This window comes from Alteromonas portus (assembly GCF_005117025.1).
GTDB classification, from domain to species: Bacteria; Pseudomonadota; Gammaproteobacteria; order Enterobacterales; family Alteromonadaceae; genus Alteromonas; species Alteromonas portus.
The window spans coordinates 87,409-107,001 of sequence record NZ_SWCO01000009.1 but is presented as its reverse complement, the minus strand read 5'-3'; the positions used below and the strand labels follow the sequence as shown (position 1 = coordinate 107,001).

Here is a 19,593-nt window from a genome sequence, read left to right as displayed (position 1 = left end):
CTTTAAATCAAGTGTTTATGCGCTACAGCGCTTTAACGGTATAAATTAACGCTGTCTGAGGGAAAAGTACCGGCAGCTGCATACCGTACTTCATTAACACTTCACCAGAGAACACTTGCCCGTCTGTTTGTTGCAAAATAGACGGGGTGTATTCTTTTAGCTTTTCAGGCCATACGCGTTCGATGGTGTATTGCTTGTTAACATCAAGCCCCGCAAAGTAGAAACGGTTCGGCGTGGTGCGTACGGTTTCTGTAACGCTGTTATACGCAAAAATGCCTTCCTGCTTGTCTTTCGACACGTAACCAAATTTCACGTTCATACCGTCATCGTCCATGCGGAATAGGTCGCCGCCGTGGGTAATATGTCGATACTTTTTATAAAGTGAGATAGCATCGGAGAGCACTTTTTGTTCGTGATCTGTCAGTTCACGTGGGTCCATTTCTATGCCCATGTGACCAAACAAAGCTACTGCTGAACGAATCTCAATAGGTAGGTTACGACCTGTAATATGGCAGTCACGCGGACCTACGTGGGCGCCCATTACTTCTGATGGGAAGAAGTAAGAGCAGCCGCGCTGAATGTACAAACGGTCTAGTGCGTCGTTAGAGTCTGACGTCCAGAAGCGATCTGTATGTGGCAAAATACCCAAATCTACACGGCCGCCGCCTGAACAGCAGCTTTCAATCTCAATGCCTGGTTTGGCGGCTTTAACGCGGTCAATTAAACTATACAGCGCAGCCATTTGACCGTGCATAGCAGGTTTGCCCTGAAGATTTCCTGGATGGTTTACGTCGCGGTTCATGTCCCACTTGATGTAGCTTATTTTGGGATAGGCTTTCAGTACATCAGTAATCACTTTATACAGGTACTCAACCACTTCAGGGTTGGTTAAATCCAATACATATTGGTTTCTAAATGGCACATGAGGGTTGTTTTCAGTTTGAAGTGCCCATTCAGGATGCGCGCGATATAAGTCGCTATCTGGGTTAACCATTTCTGGCTCAAACCAAATGCCGAATTCCATGCCAAGACCAGTAACATGGTCAATTAATCCATTTAGTCCTTCTGGATAGATGGCTTCATCTACAAACCAGTCACCAAGTCCAGCTTTATCGTTTCTGCGCCCTTTGAACCAACCATCATCTAGAACGAAGCGCTCAATACCTAGTGGAGCTACCTTATCAGCCAAGGCTTTAAGCTCATCTTCGTTATGGTCAAAATAAATTCCTTCCCATGTGTTGTAGTGCACTGGGCGAGGCTTTGATTCAGCGGTATGGTTTAGCACATTACTGCGAATGAAATTGTGGAACTGTTGCGACAGTGAAGAAAAGCCATCACAGCCGTAGCCAGTATAAAGCACTGGCGACGTATAGCTTTCTCCTGCATTAAGTACCACTTCACCCGGGAAGAGTAATTCACCGAACTGAACATAGCTTCTACCGTCAGCCATTAGCTCTGCGCGAAGCTTATGGTTTGCTGAGGCACCAAGGTGGTAACCATAGCACTCACCGTTAAGCTCCCCCGTACCTTGAGGGAATGCAATCAGGCCAGGAAAGGTGTCGTGAGAGGTTTTGCCACGGCGATTTTCACGTACATAACTGCCAAAGAAGAGATCGTGATCTTTGGTCTGAAACTCTGCTGACCAGCGACCTTCGAATGTCTTAATTTTACTAACCGTTGTAGGAAGCGGAAGGCTTGCTGCATTTAAGTAAGTTAAGTTAAGTGGAGTATCACTGCTATTTTCAATGCGAGAAACATACTTAACCACACTGGTATCTGCATCGAGTTCGGCAGTTGTAATAAGGCGCATACCGCGGTACGTGTCTTCGGCAATAAAAGAGACAGATTGCGCGTTATGATTAACATCAACCAAGCTAAAGCCAGCCGACCATTGATCTGCATTGCCCGATACCTCTAGCCCTGGCTGACCTGTCCAACCTTCACCGTGAGTAGGTACTAGTGTAATCGGTGGCTCGATAACCGGCGCACATTTAGCTTCTTGACGTGTATTAAGAACACTTAGCATTTCTGGGGTGGTGCTGTCACTTAATGGCGCACCATAGTAAATAACCTTGGGCATACGACCTTGGCAGTCGAATATTAAAGTAGCCTTTTCGTTCGACAGGCGCACGAAGGGAGAAAGTGACGACATAAAAACCTCAGCGTTAAAAAAACGTAAATTTGGTGGCTTAGCTAATTTTTTACAAACATCTAAATGAAGCTTAGCTGCTTATTGTAGGAATATTTAATCACGTTCACTATGACGATTCCACATCTTTAGGGTAAACGTTTAACTTTCAATGTTAGTCTGCATTGCAGCGTAATTGAAGTCTGACCAATTTAAATGTACTGATATTAAAATAAAATGTTAAAAACAAAAAAGGATGCCAAATGACATCCTTCTTCTACGTGTTTCTAAAATGTTAAGCTTCTTTTTTATAAAGCTCTAAAGAAAACTCTGCTTTTTGGTTAAACACCACGCGGTTCACAATAAGTGCGAATGCGACACAGCCAATAAGGGTTGCGAACATAAGGTGTATATAATGAAGCCCAAATGGCGCATACATGGGTGAAGCTTCAAAGCTCATAAGTGCATAAATAGAAACACCGAATAGTACCGCGCCAATGGCGGCAAAAGCGTGTACGTTTCTAAACAGCAAACCCACGATAAATACCGAAAGAATAGGCATGCTTAATAGGCCATAAAGCTTTTGAACCAGGTTAATAATACTATCAGCTTGTTGGTATACAGGAATAAGCGCAAGCGATACCAAACACAATAGAACAGTCACGTATCCGCTTAGCTTAGGCACGTTAGGTGTTTTATTGACATAGCTTTCGTGAATGTCGCACACATAAAGTGCTGTGGCTGAATTCAAGTTACTGTTGAACGTGGTTAATACCGCAGCTGCCATGGCCGCAGCGAATACGCCAGAAAGCCAATCGGGCAATACAGTGGCAACAATCTTACCGTAGGCGCTATCGCCAATATCTCCGAATAGTTTGTATGAAACGATACCTGGAATAACAATAATTGCAGGCACAATGAGTAAGCGGATACCGGCAGCTGCGAACACACCTTTTTGTGCCTCTTTTAATGAAGGGGCAGCCATAGCGCGTTGCGTAATAACCTGGTTCGTTCCCCAGTAGAACATTTGAATAAAAATCATACCGGTAAGCAAGGTGTGCCACGGGATTGGAGACTCATCATCGCCAATTAGTGTAAGGCGCTCCTGCGGGATGCCGTCAAAGTTATAGTCGATGGCTTGAAGCGCTAGAATAACCACCAGTACTGCCATGGTTAAAAGAAGCACGCCTGAGTAGGTATCAGACACTGCTACTGCGCGAAGACCGCCGAAGATAGCGTACAGGGCACCAACGATAACGAAGATAACTGCAATGTACATGAGCGGTAGTTCAACGTTAAACATAGACTGCATAAACAACGAGCCCGAATAAATTACCGCTGGGCAGAAAATGAGTGCACTACCCGCGAAAAACAAAGCACTGATTACCGCTCGGATATGCTTGTCGTGATAGCGCTGCTCTAGAAGTTCTGTTGTGGTTGTACACTTGAATTTGTAATACACGGGCAGAAATACTTTTGCCAGTACGAAAAGGCCTACAACCGCTGCTAGTTCCCATAGGGCTAACAAGGCCATTTGGTTACCGTTCATACCTACTAGCTGATCGGTACTTAAGTTGGTGAGCGTGATACTACCCGCAACGAAATACCAAGCTAGACCTCCGCCTGCAAGAAAGTATTCGCGGTTTTGGTTTTGAGCATTTCTATTTTGTCCGCGGCAACTTAAATAGGTAAGAAAACCAATTAAAGCAGTCACAAAGACAAAAACAGACACCTGAATAGTGCTGGAAAACATGTTTTACTCCTAGAGGGCAGTTATGACTTGCTGGTTTCGAACTTAATGTTGTTTACAGCGCGATCAGGAAATTTAGTGTTATGAAGACGAATAACGCGGTTCACTTGCAAAATAGAACCAAGAATATTAAACAGCACGTTAAGTAGGCCTTTTTGGTTTAAATTCGCCAGTTCGTCCGCTGTTAAATTCTGCAAGCGCTGTTCGTTTACTGTCGCTAATCCGCCCACGCGCTGGCTGGTGTTGTCCTTGAACTCTATAATCAAGTCAACAGAATGAATAAGTCCCATCTCGCTTATTTGGTTCATCATTACAGCAGTCTGCTGCATGGCGGTTACGCGCTCTTCTAACAGTTTCTTCTTGTTATCCAAGTACGCAGTCGGACGCTTTGAAGATAAAAAAAGCGCTTCACCGTTTTGAGATGAAATAGCTGGCGAGTCGACATCAATCAATACTTCTTGCTGCTGACCTTCATTTCCCAAACGCACAATAAAAGGTAAGGTGCGAAGACTAAGCGGTGCATAATGACCAAGCCATGTACCTTGTGTTTCAAACACGTTTTCTTGGGGAGCCAGGCCGCACAGTGCTGAAATTGTCCAATACTTTGCTTCGGTTGATTTGCTGAAAAAAAGTGGGAAATCGCTAGATGCTTGAACCGCTTCCTTTATCTCAATGTTGAGAAGATGGAACTTCGAATAAGTGCTAGCAAGTTTGCTCTCATCAATAGTGAGCGTGCTGTGGGCATCAGCCGATAAAGTTTCAAATTTTGGCATATTATAGTTCTCGTTAACTCGCTAACCATTGCTCAATGTAGTCGCGGTGATTAGGTAAGCTGCTCAGTTTTTGCTGCGTGATAAGCTGATTTTGCTGAATGACCTTATCAGCTAGGTCACGTTCGTTGTAGAAATGAGATTGCAAAGAAAAGTCTGGAGAAAATCCCATTCCATATAGTACGTACTGATAACTGGCGGCAGGGAATAGCTCTATTGCCGCTGAAAAATCAGCAATTTGTGGGCCGCGGTACTTCCATATCTCCAAATCTTCTTTTAATGAGTCGGGAATAGTTGAAGGATCGCGATTGGCAACCCAGTAAGGTTCACTGCGTTGATTGAAAATATAATGTAGTTTTAAGAAGTCGATAATGCGCTGCCAGCGATAGTTCATTTGCTTGTTAAAGCGCTGGCTAACGATAGGCATAGCTGATTCTGGCAACGGCATTTGCTCTGCAATATAACGCGCTGAAATCTCAATAAGCATAAGGGCCGTTGCTTCTAATGGCTCTACGAAGCCTGCTGAAAGGCCTACAGCAATACAATTTCCTTTCCAAATGCGCTTCTTATAACCAGAGTTGAAGCGAATTGTGCGAGCTTTTAGGTCTCCGTGCTTATCACCCACGTACTGACGTAGCACTTCTTCAGCCCGTTCATCGGTGGTAAATTCGGTGGAGTAAACATGGCCTACACCTCTTCGAGACGATAAACCAATATCCCAAATCCAGCCTGCTTCTTGCGCTGTTGCTTGGGTGTAAGGCTTTATTTCGAAGTCTTCTTCGTGAGGTACATGAAGGGCAAGGGCTGAGTTATTAAATAGCACGCCGTCTGTAGAAACTACGCTTTCACCGAGGGTTTCGCCAAGCAATAGCGAGCGAAAACCTGAACAATCGACAAATAAATCAGCTTTCAAAACCATGCCGTTGTTAAGGGTAACGCTTTCAATGTGTTCGTTTGAGGTAGCAGCTACGTCTTCTACAGTAGCGACAATGTGTTTAACGCCTAGCTCTGTCTTACTGAAGTCTCGTAACATGTCAGCGAATGCACCCGCATCCAGATGATAAGCGTAGTTAGATTGTGCGCTGCTGTATTCCTGTTCGTTAAGCGTACGAGGCGCCATATTACGCTCACACACATGCTGCTGAAAGTTAGTGGCGTTGGCAAAATTTGCTATATCGCCTACATAGGGGGCCATCTCAACACGACCATAACCTAGCGGAACGGTAAACGGGTGGTAATAGAAGTCACCGTCGCCATTTACCCAATTAACAAACTTTCCGCCTTGCTTGAATGCAGCGCTACAGCGTCTAAATACTTCTTTTTCAGACAGGCCAATATCTTTCAGCGTGTTGCGCATTGTTGGCCACGTTCCTTCACCTACGCCGACAGTAGGAATGTCACTGGACTCGACCAAAGTGATGTCTAAGCCACATTCACCCATTGCTACCTTGTGTTTAGCTGCGACGATAGCGGCTGTAAGCCAGCCGGCAGTGCCGCCACCTACGATGACAATACGCTGTTTTTGAGATGTATTAGATGAATGGTTCATGAAACAACACTGCTTAAATGAAATTATGACTGCTTTCTACATTTATCCATAAACGTACTCGTTTTGCCAATAGGCTTATGGATAAATGGCAGGGTATTACCCCTGCCAGAACACTCACAAATCTTAGAATGAGCCTCGGATACCTACAGAGTAGCGAGCACCATTGTCTTCAATTGAGTAAATTTGGTCTGGGAAGCGACCTACTTGCGTAAGCTCTTCTTCCGTTACGTTAATACCTTCAACAAATACCGTAAGGTGCTCGTTGATGTCGTAACTTGCACTTACATCCCACTGACCGTAGGTTTCAGTAGTAATTGGCTCGCCTGTAGCGCCACCAACTTCAGTGTTATCTAGTGCAAATAGGAACGACTCACGGTTGTTAAACGCTACACGTGCCTGGAACGCATCGCGCTCGTAGAAAACGATAAGGTTCTGTGAATCACCAAGACCAGCTAGTGCAAATGTCTGCGTTGTATCACCAGACACTTCCGCATCACTGTTAACTACAGTCGCGTTAGCGGTTACACCAAAGCCGTTATCCCATACGTGGGTAATTGCTACTTCGTAACCATTAACTGTCGCTGTTTCGCCGTTTTGAGGGCGGGTAACAGTATAAACTTCACTTGCACCATTAAGCTCTTCTGTGTCAGCCACTACGTCGCGATCAGGGTCTTGTGGGTCAAGCGATACGCCCACCGCACAATCTTCAGCCGCACAGCGATAGTCATTTGGCAGACGGTTAGTCATGGTATAAGTTTCATCGCCAGAAAGTGTAACAATGAAGTCTTCTACTTCTTTGCTAAACACTGCAAACGAGAACACAGAATCGTCGCTGTAATACCACTCAAATGATAGATCCCAGTTTTCAGCGCTAAATGGCTTAAGGTCAGGGTTACCACCGCTTGCCTGTAGGTTTTGACGACGAGGCTCGTTGAAAGTGGTCGCTGGAGACATCTGAGACATAGTAGGACGTGTCAAAGAGTCGTAGCGAGAGAAGCGAACAATCATATCTTCTTGTACTTCTAGCTTAACGTTCAGGCTAGGTAGAAGGTTTGCGTATGAAGATGAACCTGTGATGTTTTCTGCTGGAGCGAAAACATTCGAGAACAAGGTTAAGTCAGTTGTAGGAACAACGTCAGCGATAAGTGCTTGTACGGCAGAAACTGAAACACTGGTTTCTTCGTAACGGGCACCGAAGTTCATGGTTAACGGCATATCACCGATGTCATAACCAAATTCGAAGTTAGCGTAAAGCGCGGTTACGTCTTCTTCGATGTTGTAATAGTTAGGCTGAAGCGTTGGTACTACTGGCGCACCTTGAGAAGCAAGGTAATCTAGGTATGCATCGCCATCGTATGTGTACCAAGTGTCAATCAGACCGCTGAAGAAGTTGTTCGCGGTGAACGGACGAATGTTCAGTTCATCGATTGGCGCTGCTGTGCCATAACCACAGAATGCACATTGTGACGCAAACTCTTGGAAAACGAACTTCTCACGCTCTGAACGCAAAATACCGAAGTCAACTTTACGGAAAACGTCAGAGTCAGCAAGGTAAGTGAAGTCAGCTTTGTATTCTGTTACTTCGTCTTCAGACGCAACAACGTTACCTAAGTCGTTATAGTGAAGGCGGTTAAGCGAAATATCAGGTAATTGACCATTGCCGAAACCGTCGTGAATTACAGTAGGTGTACCACCTGTGCTGTCAAACTCGTAGTTGTTGATAATACCCACAACGTTAAAGCGACCTTCGCCAGCAACGTCGTTTTCCGCTTCAGATGTTGAAACATCGAAGGTTGCTGAAAGGGCGTCAGTTACCTGCCAATCAACATTTAAACCGAACCCTTTGTTAGTTACATCACGCACACCACGGGTTGATGAAACGAAGTCAGATGCTGGGTTACCGCTACCTTGGTGTAAGTCAATTTCCTGAGTAAATTGAACAGCTGTACCAAACTCAGAAATAGTGGCAGAACCTACGCGGTCTGGTTCAAACCATGATGCAAGGTCAGTAACCTGTGAATCAACTTCAAACTTAGAGATAAAACCGTCTAGGGTAATGGTTACATCATCAGATGGCGCAAACTGCGCAACAAGCGATGCATTAGTACGGGTTCTGTCTTGCTGGTCTACAACTTGGTCCCAGTTACGTGGTAAATAAACATCAGTAGCAATAATCTCAGCCGTTTCGCCATCGCCACGGTTAGAAAGTGTTAGACCTGGACGCCAACCTGCTGTTTGAATACGGTTAATTTGAACCTGACGCTCTTGATGAGATACCGCAAGTAGCAAACCAAATTTATCGTCAGCAAATGTGTTGCTAACTAAGAAAGAGGCTTGTGGAGACGTTTCTTCTGAAAGGGTTTCATACACACCTTTCACGCTTCCTACTGCTTGGAAACCGTCATAGTCGAACGGACGAGCTGTTGATACGTTGATGGTAGAGCCGATGCCACCAGATTGAAGGTTGGCAACGCCACTTTTGTAGATATTTGCACCAGTAATTTGATCGGCAGCAAGTACGTCGAAATTAAATGCGCGGCCAGCGTCGTCAGTAGCAAGCTGGCGACCGTTTACAAGTACAGTGTTAAACTGTGGGCCGAAACCACGAACTGTAACTTTTTGGCCTTCACCACCGTTACGGTCGATGGAAACACCAGTGATACGCTGAAGTGATTCAGCAACGTTTAAATCTGGGAATTTTCCTAAATCTTCCGCTGCAATACCGTCTGAAACAGCAAGGTTTTCTTTCTTGTCAGACATTGCTCGTTTCAAACTGCTTACAATGCCTCGGACTTCAATAACTTCAACAGGTGCATCGTTTACATTCTGCGTATCAGCGTCTTGTGAAAATGCAACCGGTGCGTGTAGGGCAGAGGCGATAGCAACACCTAAAAGTGAGCGTTTCGCGATAGGGCCTAACTGTGATGTGTTAATTTTGTGTGTCACTGTGTTTTCTCCGTGAGTAGGCTACGTTTTAACGTACTTTGCACTTAAATTACGTTTTTAGTATGTGCGGATCAAGCTTATTAACATTACTTTTACACATTTAACGTTATATTTCTTCGCTTATTATTTGTAACTTTATGAAAAATATAACATTTATTATTTAAGGTAAAAGGTGAAACGTTTACCTTAGATCCAATACTAGCACAAAATGACAATGTAATTACAATGTTATAAAAAATTTTTTTGTATAAAAAAAGTGCGGTGTATAACCGCACTTTATTAACAATAAGAAATGTAAGAGAAAATTAGCTACAGCGGATACGGTCTACAGCAGCTTTCCAGCCGTCATAAGCTTGATCGCGTTCATGTTTGGATAAACGCGGAGTGAAAACGCTATCACTCTTCCAGCACTGGGTTAAATCATCGATACTATTGAATACGCCCGCCTGTAATCCTGCAAGAAACGCAGCACCTAGCGCAGTAGTTTCAGTAATTTCAGGGCGTTCTACTTCGGCCCCTAAGATGTCTGATAAGAAGCCCATTACCCAATCGTTACGCGACATACCACCATCTACCCGAATGGTAGTGGGGCGTGCTCCGTCGCTTTCCATTGCTTTTTGAAGGTCCTTGGTTTGATAGCAAACCGATTGAAGGCCCGCCGCGACAATTTCGCTGATCCCGGTATCTCGGGTTAGGCCTAAAATGGCGCCTCGAGCATCTGGGTCCCAATAAGGCGCACCCAAGCCTGTGAATGCAGGAACTAAAAATACGCCGTTATCTCGCCTTGCGCGCTGTGCTAATGCTTCTGTCTCAGCAGCATCATCAATTAATTTAAGTCCATCGCGCAGCCACTGAACGGTTGCGCCGGCCATGAATATACTACCTTCAAGCGCATATGTAGTTTTACCGTCTAGTCGATAACCGACTGTCGTAAGTAATCGATTTTTCGACTGAAGCGGTGCGTCGCCAGTATTAAGGATCATAAAACAACCGGTACCGTAAGTACTTTTAGCCATGCCTTTTTCAAAACAAGCTTGACCAACTAATGCAGCTTGTTGATCTCCAGCAACACCTTGTATAGGAATGGCGGTACCAATAATATCGTCTTTAATTACGCCGAAATCAGCGGCACAGTCCATTACCTCAGGCAGCATTGAGGATGGGATATTGAATTTTTCTAATAGTTTTTCATCCCACTGTTGATTGTGTATATCAAACAGCATGGTCCGAGATGCATTGGTTGCGTCTGTTCTATGAGATGTACCACCAGTTAGGCGCCATATAAGGAAGGTATCTACCGTACCGAAAAGTAGGTCACCGTTTTCGGCTTGTTGGCGCGCACCCTCTACATTATCTAAAATCCACGCAACTTTAGTGGCGGAGAAGTAGGGGTCAAGTAGCAGTCCTGTCGACTCAGTAATATAAGACACAAATGCCTCATCTTCGCTTAACTCACGGCAAAGTTGTGCGGTGCGTCTGTCTTGCCAGACAATCGCTGGGTATATCGGCTTACCTGTGCTTTTGCTCCAAACTAATGTCGTTTCCCGTTGGTTCGTTATACCAATAGAAGCAATATCAGACGGTGCTAAATTACATTTATTAAAAACTTCTTTCAAAGTAGTGACAACACTTTCCCAAATTTCCTCTGGATCATGTTCTACCCAGCCATCCTTAGGATATTTTTGCGAAAATTCCTGTTGAGCGATGGCTTCAATACTGCCTTTCGGAGAGAAAATAATGCTGCGAGAGCTTGTTGTGCCTTGGTCAATGGCAAGAATATGTTGTCCCATAAGGTCACTCCTGAAGATAATTTTCATAGAGTTTGCATCATTTACAGATGTTTAACAACGGCATATTTTCGAAAACGAACATTTGCGTTTCGTTTTATCGTGGGAACTTCGTCTTTAAGCACGTATAATTGCTTCAATTTTATTTTTGAGGATGAGTGATGAACCAAACGCAAAGACACGAAAAAATTGTTGGGCTTATAAAGCAGCAGGGTTTTATGTCTATTGATGATTTGGTTAGTGCTTGTGACGTTACGCCTCAAACAATTCGAAGAGACTTAAATCAGCTGGCTGAAAATGGCGTGGTCAGTCGCTACCACGGCGGCGCGGGTTTGAACCGAAGCTGGGAAAACACGCCTTACCAAGAACGTAAAACACAAAATAGTGAAGTAAAAGAGAAAATTGCAGAAGCCGTAGCGGCTATGATCCCCGATGGTGCGTCTTTGTTTATCAACATAGGTACCACCACTGAACTTATTGCTACAAAGTTGCTTAACCATAAAAATCTTCACGTTGTTACGAACAACATTCACGTAGCTACTATTTTGTCGGCTAAAGAAGACTTCTCAGTAATTATTGCTGCTGGCGAGGTGCGCTACCGCGACGGTGGAATAATCGGTGAAGCAACCTGTGATTTTATCAGTCAATTTCGCATGGACTATGGCATTATCGGTATCAGTGGTATTAGCTCAGATGGCGCGTTGCTTGATTTTGACTTTAGAGAAGTTAAAGTATCACAAGCTATTTTAGAACATACTCAACACGTTATTCTTGCGGCTGATTACAGTAAATTCGAACGCCGAGCTATGGTCGAACAAGGCCATATTTCACAAGTTGATTGCTTAGTTTGTGATAAAACTCCGCCGGCTAGCATAAGCAAAATTATTAAAGAAAATAATATCACTTTTGTAAAAGCGTGATCGTCAATGGCAGTGTCCATCTGCTGCTATGATCACAGCTTTGTCATAATTCTTAACTATTCTTATTCTGGGCTTAGCGCGTAACTTTGCTTATTTTTTCCCAAGTTATCTGACACCACCCTGCATTACGCTGCGTAGCTTATTTTTATAAGACATGGGTTACTCAGTATGAGTCATGCCATCAACTATCTCTTCTGTCTGTCCGTTTTCATTCTATAAAAATGGTAAGAGGTACGTTCATTTAACTTTCTTTAATGTTCGATAATGTTCGTTTTGTGTTGACATGTTTTCTTTTTGGTTGTCAAATAGACAACAATTAAGCGAAAGAAAATGTTAAGACCAGCAGAGGCAAACTATGAGTCACAACAGTGAAGCTGAAAAAACAGTAGACGTTCTAGTCGTTGGAGGCGGCGTTAATGGCGTTGGCGTTGCGCTAGACGCAGCAGGACGTGGCCTTTCAGTTGCATTGTGCGAGAAAGGTGACTTAGGTGGTGCAACGTCCTCTTCAAGTAGTAAGCTTATTCATGGTGGTCTTAGATATTTGGAACATTACGAGTTCCGTTTAGTTAAAGAAGCATTGGCTGAACGAGAAGTACTGCTTAAAAAGGCGCCCCACATTATGTGGCCGCTGCGTTTTCGCTTGCCACATCAAAAGCACTTACGCCCCGCTTGGATGATTCGCATCGGGCTATTTCTATACGACTCTTTAGCGAAACGTAACATGCTGCCACGTTCGCGTAAGCTTTCTACAACCAGCGAAAGCCCACTAGTTAGCGATATTACCACTTGTTTTGAATATTCTGACGGGTGGGTAGACGATGCACGCTTAGTGGTGTTGAACGCGCTGGCTGCACAAGATCAAGGCGCACAAATTTTTACCCGTACAGAATGCGTTAAAGCTGAAAAGCAAGACAATCTGTGGAGTGTTGAACTAAAAACAGCACAAGGGAAAACGTTTACAGTTAAAGCTAAGTCTATTGTAAATGCTGCAGGCCCTTGGGCGGTATCGTTTTTAGATCGCTTAGTGAACGTTAGCAATCCGAATGCCATGCGTATGGTAAAAGGTAGTCACTTCATCGTACCTAAACTATACGACACGGAAGAGGCCTATATTCTTCAGAACAAAGACGGACGCATAGTGTTTGTGATTCCTTACGAAGGAGATTTTTCCTTAGTAGGAACAACGGATGAGGATTTCAAAGGTAATCCGTCAGACGCTGCAATTTCAGATGAGGAAACCGAATATCTGATAGACGTGGTAAACACGTACTTTAAGTCTAAAATTACCCGAAGTGACATAGTACATTCTTATAGTGGTGTAAGGCCGTTATTAGAGGAAAAAAATGCGTCCGCACAAGAGCTCACGCGCGATTATAAAGTAGAACTGAAAGGTGAAACGGGTAAGCCAGTGTTGCTCAACATTTTCGGTGGAAAAATCACTACCTACAGAAAACTTGCTGAGCACGCGGTGGATAAGCTTGTTTCTTGTTTCCCTAAAGCGAAAAAGGCGTGGACAAAAGAAGTGCCTCTGCCTGGTGGTGCATTTGAAAGTCAAAGCGCCTTGGTCAAGCAACTGACTAATGAATTTCCATGGCTAAAAAATAACATCGCCGAGCGTTATGCACGTCAATATGGAGTATTAAGCTATAAATTCCTCAAAGGGAAAGCTTCAGCTGACGATATGGGCGTAGACTTCGGCGCGGGCATGTACAGCGCGGAAGTAGACTATCTAATTGAGTGTGAATGGGCGTGTACACTAGAAGATGTTATCTGGCGCAGAACAAAGCATGGCCTGCGTTTAAGTGAAGAACAACAAGTAGCGCTGTCCCAATATATCGATCAGAAAGTGAATTTGTCTGCCAATGAAAAGCAAACTGCCGATCCGGTATTAGCTAGCGCCTAGTATCGTGACTTTGGGCCTGTTATTAAAAATAGTAACTATGAAGCCATGTTAGTAACAGGTCTAAAAAAATTTAGCGCATTGGCAAATTCTAGCGGCCTGTAGAATCGCAAATTCGAATTAAGTGAAGTGACAATGAACAGGGATGTTTGTAGCAACAGTAAACCAAAAGAAGTGGTTTTTATTCGCCATGGGAAGCCACTTTCTGCTCACAACGAGAAAGTGAATGCGGCAGAGTATGCTAACTGGGTGCGTAATTACAATAAGTCTCCCTTAGATCCCGCCAGTCAACCAAAACAAATAACGCATCTTAACAATAGCTATATTGCCGTGAGTCCGCTTTTAAGAGCAAAGCTAACCGCGGCTCACTATGGCGTAACTTCAATAGATAAAGAGCTACCATATCTAAAGGAAATGGATATTCCCTATTATAAGCTGCCTTTCACTTTACGTAGTTGGCACTGGGTTTTGTTAAGTAGAGCCCTTTGGTTTATGGGAACTAAAGGCCGCTTCGAAAGCTTCAAATGTGCAAAGCAAAGGGTGGAAAAACTTGCCACGCATATTGATGATATAAGCAGTAATCACCCTCGAGTTGTATTATTCGGACATGGTATGACGAACTACTTCACGCGAAAAGCATTGATAAAAAAAGGCTGGCAGCTAAAAGAGAAAGATAGCGATTTCTGGGGAGTAACAATTTTGCAAAAGGTAGTTTATAAAAGTTAGGCTAACACAACCATACCATTACGGGTTATAAGCTCCTACGTTTTAGTTGGGTTTAACCTGTTCTTTTAAGACACTTTAATTTTCCTTTCAAATGCCGATAACGTAGTAATGTTGCAGGGCACCTGTTGGTTGTTATATCAACTTAATGTAATGTGTGCAGCGAAGAAAGCCGGCCCTAAATAGAGATTTATTACTCCGGTTTAGGCTGAGGAAGCACGAATGAATAACAACAAAAAAGATTCAGATACTACTAAAAACCTTATAAAAGCATCGATTGCATTGGTTTTTGCCATTTCATTGGGCCTGGCAATAAACTTTTTTCACATCGGTGAAGAAGATACAACGGTAAAGGCGCTAACAGACCAGTTCAATACGTTTAAACGTCACGTTGTTTCTTCTCATTGGCAATGGCGAGTCCGTCAACCTACCACAATGATCATGCTTATACACTATGACGACTCAGGCAGCGAAATAAACCGAACGCCAGTACGTATGAATCACAATGGGTGGCCAACAGCGGATTTGTCTGATGTGGGATGTGAGAAAATTTGGCAATCAGTTGTTGCATCTCCGCTTCGCGTAGATGGCTTTAAAATTCACGCGAGGTATTACGCAGAGTTAGATGTCGATGAAGACAACTATTGGTGCCGCTACAGCTTAAGTAAAGGTACTTACTTCGACTATTACCCAGCAAGTGGTTCAGTTACGCCTTTAAAAGACTAATAAGGTCTTCATATCCATACATATTAATATAAATATTCCCCTATGTAGGTATTTGTTCTATTTAGATAATTAGTCTACTTTTGAGTTAGCGCCATGTCACAATCTGGCACCTTAAGGTATTGTTGATAATAAGATAATACTCGACACTAACGAATTAAGTAGACATATGCTATCTGGCTTATTCTCATCTCAGAAGAACGTTGCATCGCCCACAGTTGGTGTTTCTGTGAGTGCGAAAGAACTGCATATTACCGCTATTAGTCATGGCGACAGTGGCTATGTTTTAAGTTCTGTAACCTCTGTTCCTTTTGACAATCGCCAACCTTTCGAAAAGCAAGTTTGCAACGCATTGCGTGATTTTGAAAAAGAAGGGTGTCGGGTGTCTGTTGTGCTTTCGCAAGATATGTATCACATGGTGCAGGTAGAAAAGCCTGATTTACCAGATGAGGATATCACTACCGCATTGCCTTGGACGCTAGGTGAACTTGTACCTTTTAACTCAGACAATATTGTCTTGGACTATGTTGATTACCCGGTACAAACAAGAACTGGCGGAAAGAAAATTGATGTATTTGCCGCGGAAAAGTCGCCACTTTCTGCTTTAGTGCAAAGTATGGAAAAAGCGAAAAACGTTAAGCTTACCCATATTCATGCCAAAGAAGTCTTGGCAACAGAAATGGTGCCAGACGATGATTACGCGCGATTACTGATTATTCAAGAGCCCAATAGCGAACCGTTTCTAATGATTGTACGTTCTCGTGCAATTTGGTTATCACGACGTTTACGAGGCTTCGTGAACAAAGCCAATGCGCAACAAGATTTAGCACAGTTAAGCGATATGCTTGGTCTAGAAATCCAACGTTCAATGGATTTCTATGAATCACAGTTAAAACAACCGCCGCTTAAAGAGATCTTATTTAGAACACAGTTCGATTGCGAACCTGTCATAGAACGTTTAAAGCCCTTCCAGCCTGCGGCAATGAATGTACTTGTTCCGCAGCTTGATTTAGCTGACGTTGTCGACTCCACTTGTCACTTTGCTTTGGCAAGTGCGCTTGTTGCCGCGAGGGATGTACAGTGAAACGTTCCATAAATCTTTACCATCCGTCTCTTAAGCCGAAAAAAGAGCGCTTACCTTTATCAAAAGTGTTGTGGGTGAACGGCTTAGCGTTTGGCGTAATGCTTATTGCTGTTGTTGCTTTAAACGTGCTTTTAACCTCGAAGCAAGAAAAAATACAGCAGCAAACGGCGTTAACTACTCAAATTAATAACGAAATTAAAGCGCTTAATAACGCGCTAGAGAAAAAACGAGATACCAAAACGCTGCAACAGCAGCTTGAGCAAGTGAATGCCAAGATTCAAAACAGAAAGCAGTTGCTTGCCTATTTAGAAAGTGGAGAGCTGTCTTTTGACGCAACCAAGTATGGCGAAGTGATGGACGATTTAGCTGATTATCACAACCAAAATCTTTGGCTTACTAGCATCAATATAGACACCCAGAAAATTCGCCTGTCGGGGCAAACGATAGCACCGTCGTCGATACCTGTTTGGCTTAAAAAATTGCAGCAGTCACCTTTCTTCCAAGGCAAGTCATTCTCGTCAGTGAAGTTTGACGAAGTGGACGGGGATGAAAGCGTGAAGCAATTTTTACTATCAACCGATTTTGAAGGGGAAGCTGATGAATCAGTATCAACAGCTCTCTGATAAGTTCTCTGCATTAGAAAAGAGAGAAAAGCAGCTTATCTTGTGGGTGAGCTTTGGTCTTATTGTTTACTTGTTTTTCTGGTTCGGCATATCGCCCGCGCTAGATGGCATGTCTGGTGCAGATAAAACCCTTACTCGAAAAGAAAGTGAATACAAAGCACTGGTTATTCAACGCGACGCGATTCAACAAGCACTAACCGTTGACTACACTCAGCGTATGCAACAGGAACTGGATAGCGCAAGAAAAGCGTTGTTGGATGTCGACAATGCACTGCTTTCGTTGAATGAAGGTTTCGTGGCTGCAGACAGAATGCCTGAGCTGCTAATGACGCTTTTAAATGAAGAAAATAACGTACGTTTAGTTAACTTCAATGTAGAGCCTACTCAAATCATTCGATTTGGTGACGGTGAATCGCAGAGTGCATCGTTTTACCGCCACAATATGCGCTTAATTATCGAAGGAAGTTATTTCGATTTGCGCAGTTATCTAGCGCGTCTTCAAGCCGCACCTGAAAAAGTCATAGTAACTGACTTTGCTTATAACGTTGACGAGTATCCCAATGCATCACTTACGTTAGGGTTAGCGACAGTAAGTAATAATGCAACTTTCATTTCGCTTTAAGGAGAATGGGTAACGTTATGAAGTTCGTTGTTCTAAGTTTGGTGGTGATGGGGAGCGCTTTAACGCCTGCAGTTGCTGCAGTCGACCCAACCAAACCTGCTCTGGTCAAAGGAATAAGTGCAAGCGAGAGTAATCTTGTTGATGGCGAGTTGGCGTTGCAGTCAATTTTCAAACGAAGCTCTGGGTACAGCGCAATTATCTCTGGCAAATCTTATCGAGAGGGTGACACGCTCAACGAGTTCACTGTGTCTAAAATTCACCCTAAACACGTGATTATAACTGACGGTCGTCAGCAGAAAATACTAAGAATGTATGCATATGAAATTAAAAAATAGCCTTATTTCTAACGCACTGGTCCTAGCTGCGGCGTTTGTTATCGCGGGTTGTCAAACCTATGGTGTTGGCGAGGAAGTTAAGCCACATATTCGCGACGAACTCAACCGTTCGCAGAATGTGCCAGTTAGCAAGCCCACACCTCCGCCACAGTTAAACCAAGAGCTGCTGTCAGAAGTAGCGCGTTATCAATCGCTACCGGCTCCTACCTCTCAGAAAATGTTCGCAGTATCTGCCAACAATGTAGATGTTCGCCCTTTCTTTGATGCGCTAGTGGAAGATACGCCTTATAGCGTGGCCGTACACCCAGCTGTGTCAGGGCAAATCAGCTTAACGCTTAAAGACGTAGCGCTTGATGACGTGCTTACGATTATTTCTAGAATGTATCCGCTGGATGTATTTTTAGAAGGTAAGGTCATCCAGGTTATGCCGTCTCAATTAAAGACAGAATCTATCCCAGTAAACTTCCTTATGATCAAGCGTTTTGGCGTATCGAACGTAAGCGTTATAGCGGGTGGCGTTAGCGAGCAAGATCAAAATAACGGCGGTAACAACGGCGGTATTAACGGTAACAATAATATCAGTGGTAACGCTCTGGGCGGTCAGGGTGGTTTTGGTGGCCAAGGTGGTCTTGGCGGTAACAATATACAGCAGCTAAACGGTTCAAACATTCAAACCACCAGTGAAAATGACTTTTGGAGTGACTTGAAAGAAGCGTTAAAAGTACTGGTGTCACCCACTGAAGGCCGTCAGGTTGTGGTTTCACCGCAGGCCGGGTTAGTGACGGTTCGAGCGCTGCCAAGCGAAATTGCCGTGGTCAAAGATTTCTTGAATCAGAGCCAAGAAAGCCTGCAACGCCAGGTAGTGCTTGAGGCACGTATAATTGAGGTCACACTTAACGATGGCTATCAACAGGGCGTTAGATGGGATCGAATAGCAAGCGGCTTAACAGGTAGTCTAAATTTTGGATTTAGTGGCGGCGCACTTGCTTCTAATTTTGCCGCAAACACCGCAGCCGGTATAGACCCCGCTATTAATGCAGTAAATGCAATTGGCAATACTATCTCTACCGATATCGGGGGGGTATCAACGTTGCGCATATCCCGAGGCGACTTTGATGGTGTTATTAATATGCTGCAAACCCAGGGTGACGTACAAATGCTTAGTAACCCTCGTGTAACGGTTACTAACAACCAGAAAGCGGTGATTAAAGTAGGGCAAGACGAATACTTCGTTACAGACGTTTCTACTAGTGAAGATCAAAGTACAACAAGTACTGAAAATGAAAATGACATCGAACTCACGCCCTTCTTCTCTGGTATTGCTTTGGATGTAACACCACAAATAGACAGAAGTGGTTCTGTGATACTGCATGTTCACCCGTCTGTAACCGAAACGGCGGAGCAGACAAAGGTTATCCAAGTAGGTGATCAACAAATATTGTTACCGCTTGCGCAAAGTAATATTCGCGAATCAGACACCGTGATACGCGCCCGCGACGGTGAAATTGTGGTGATTGGCGGTTTAATGGAAACAGTTACCAGCGAGCAAGAGTCTAAAACTCCGTTGTTAGGGGATATACCGATTATCGGTAATGCGTTTAAGAACAAAGCGAAAACCCAGAGCAAGCGCGAACTAGTCATCCTTATTCGCCCTTCTGTGGTACAGCCTGATACGTGGGAAAAACAACGCCTTCGCACTCAGTCTCTACTTGACCAATGGTATAGAAACTAGT

General features: G+C 43.8%; 15 protein-coding genes. 9 read left to right on the top strand and 6 right to left on the bottom strand.

The genetic code is table 11. The annotated features are described in order from the left end of the window. Positions 1-22: 22 nt before the first annotated feature. The 6 genes from E5672_RS15935 to glpK all read right to left on the bottom strand — a co-directional run bounded on the left by E5672_RS15935 (position 23) and on the right by glpK (position 10,933). Positions 23-2,152 carry an alpha-galactosidase gene (locus tag E5672_RS15935; protein ID WP_136783110.1) on the bottom strand — a complete coding sequence of 710 codons (2,130 nt, stop codon included), beginning with the start codon at positions 2,150-2,152 and terminating at the stop codon, positions 23-25. A gap of 271 nt (positions 2,153-2,423) precedes the next feature. After that, positions 2,424-3,881 (bottom strand): SLC5 family protein, encoded by a 1,458-nt coding sequence (locus E5672_RS15930; protein ID WP_136783109.1) that lies wholly within the window; start codon positions 3,879-3,881, stop codon positions 2,424-2,426. Between the two features lie 20 nt (positions 3,882-3,901). Next, complete coding sequence (locus tag E5672_RS15925; protein ID WP_136783108.1) at positions 3,902-4,651, bottom strand: SapC family protein; 750 nt, start codon at positions 4,649-4,651, stop codon at positions 3,902-3,904. Between the two features lie 13 nt (positions 4,652-4,664). Next, complete coding sequence (locus E5672_RS15920; protein ID WP_136783107.1) at positions 4,665-6,197, bottom strand: tryptophan halogenase family protein; 1,533 nt, start codon at positions 6,195-6,197, stop codon at positions 4,665-4,667. Positions 6,198-6,320: 123 nt separating this feature from the next. Further along, positions 6,321-9,143: a TonB-dependent receptor gene (locus E5672_RS15915; RefSeq protein WP_420809577.1), complete on the bottom strand. Its 2,823-nt coding sequence runs from the start codon at positions 9,141-9,143 to the stop codon at positions 6,321-6,323. Positions 9,144-9,448: 305 nt separating this feature from the next. After that, positions 9,449-10,933 carry a glycerol kinase GlpK gene (gene glpK / locus E5672_RS15910; RefSeq protein WP_136783106.1) on the bottom strand — a complete coding sequence of 495 codons (1,485 nt, stop codon included), beginning with the start codon at positions 10,931-10,933 and terminating at the stop codon, positions 9,449-9,451. Between the two features lie 158 nt (positions 10,934-11,091). On the opposite strand from glpK, the gene E5672_RS15905 reads away from it, so the two are divergent. The 9 genes from E5672_RS15905 (at position 11,092) to mshL (ending at position 19,592) form a co-directional block, all read left to right on the top strand. After that, on the top strand, positions 11,092-11,850 hold the full coding sequence (locus tag E5672_RS15905; RefSeq protein WP_136783105.1) for a DeoR/GlpR family transcriptional regulator: 759 nt from the start codon (positions 11,092-11,094) through the stop codon (positions 11,848-11,850). A 355-nt stretch (positions 11,851-12,205) separates the two neighbouring features. Next, complete coding sequence (glpD, locus tag E5672_RS15900) at positions 12,206-13,753, top strand: glycerol-3-phosphate dehydrogenase (protein ID WP_136783104.1); 1,548 nt, start codon at positions 12,206-12,208, stop codon at positions 13,751-13,753. A 132-nt stretch (positions 13,754-13,885) separates the two neighbouring features. Next, on the top strand, positions 13,886-14,476 hold the full coding sequence (locus E5672_RS15895; RefSeq protein ID WP_136783103.1) for a phosphoglycerate mutase family protein: 591 nt from the start codon (positions 13,886-13,888) through the stop codon (positions 14,474-14,476). 219 nt (positions 14,477-14,695) lie between these two features. Continuing rightward, complete coding sequence (locus tag E5672_RS15890; protein WP_136783102.1) at positions 14,696-15,199, top strand: hypothetical protein; 504 nt, start codon at positions 14,696-14,698, stop codon at positions 15,197-15,199. A gap of 166 nt (positions 15,200-15,365) precedes the next feature. Beyond that, positions 15,366-16,280 (top strand): agglutinin biogenesis protein MshI, encoded by a 915-nt coding sequence (locus E5672_RS15885; protein ID WP_136783101.1) that lies wholly within the window; start codon positions 15,366-15,368, stop codon positions 16,278-16,280. After that, positions 16,277-16,903, top strand: coding sequence for a PilN domain-containing protein (locus E5672_RS15880; RefSeq protein WP_136783100.1), 627 nt, complete (start codon positions 16,277-16,279; stop codon positions 16,901-16,903). The genes E5672_RS15885 and E5672_RS15880 overlap by 4 nt, the downstream gene beginning before the upstream one ends. Next, positions 16,878-17,525 (top strand): type II secretion system protein M, encoded by a 648-nt coding sequence (locus E5672_RS15875; RefSeq protein ID WP_136783099.1) that lies wholly within the window; start codon positions 16,878-16,880, stop codon positions 17,523-17,525. Before E5672_RS15880 ends, E5672_RS15875 begins: the two co-directional genes overlap by 26 nt. 17 nt (positions 17,526-17,542) lie before the next feature. After that, positions 17,543-17,860, top strand: coding sequence for an agglutinin biogenesis protein MshK (locus E5672_RS15870; RefSeq protein WP_240692256.1), 318 nt, complete (start codon positions 17,543-17,545; stop codon positions 17,858-17,860). Continuing rightward, positions 17,844-19,592 carry a pilus (MSHA type) biogenesis protein MshL gene (gene mshL, locus E5672_RS15865; RefSeq protein ID WP_136783097.1) on the top strand — a complete coding sequence of 583 codons (1,749 nt, stop codon included), beginning with the start codon at positions 17,844-17,846 and terminating at the stop codon, positions 19,590-19,592. The genes E5672_RS15870 and mshL overlap by 17 nt, the downstream gene beginning before the upstream one ends. Position 19,593 lies beyond the last annotated feature (1 nt).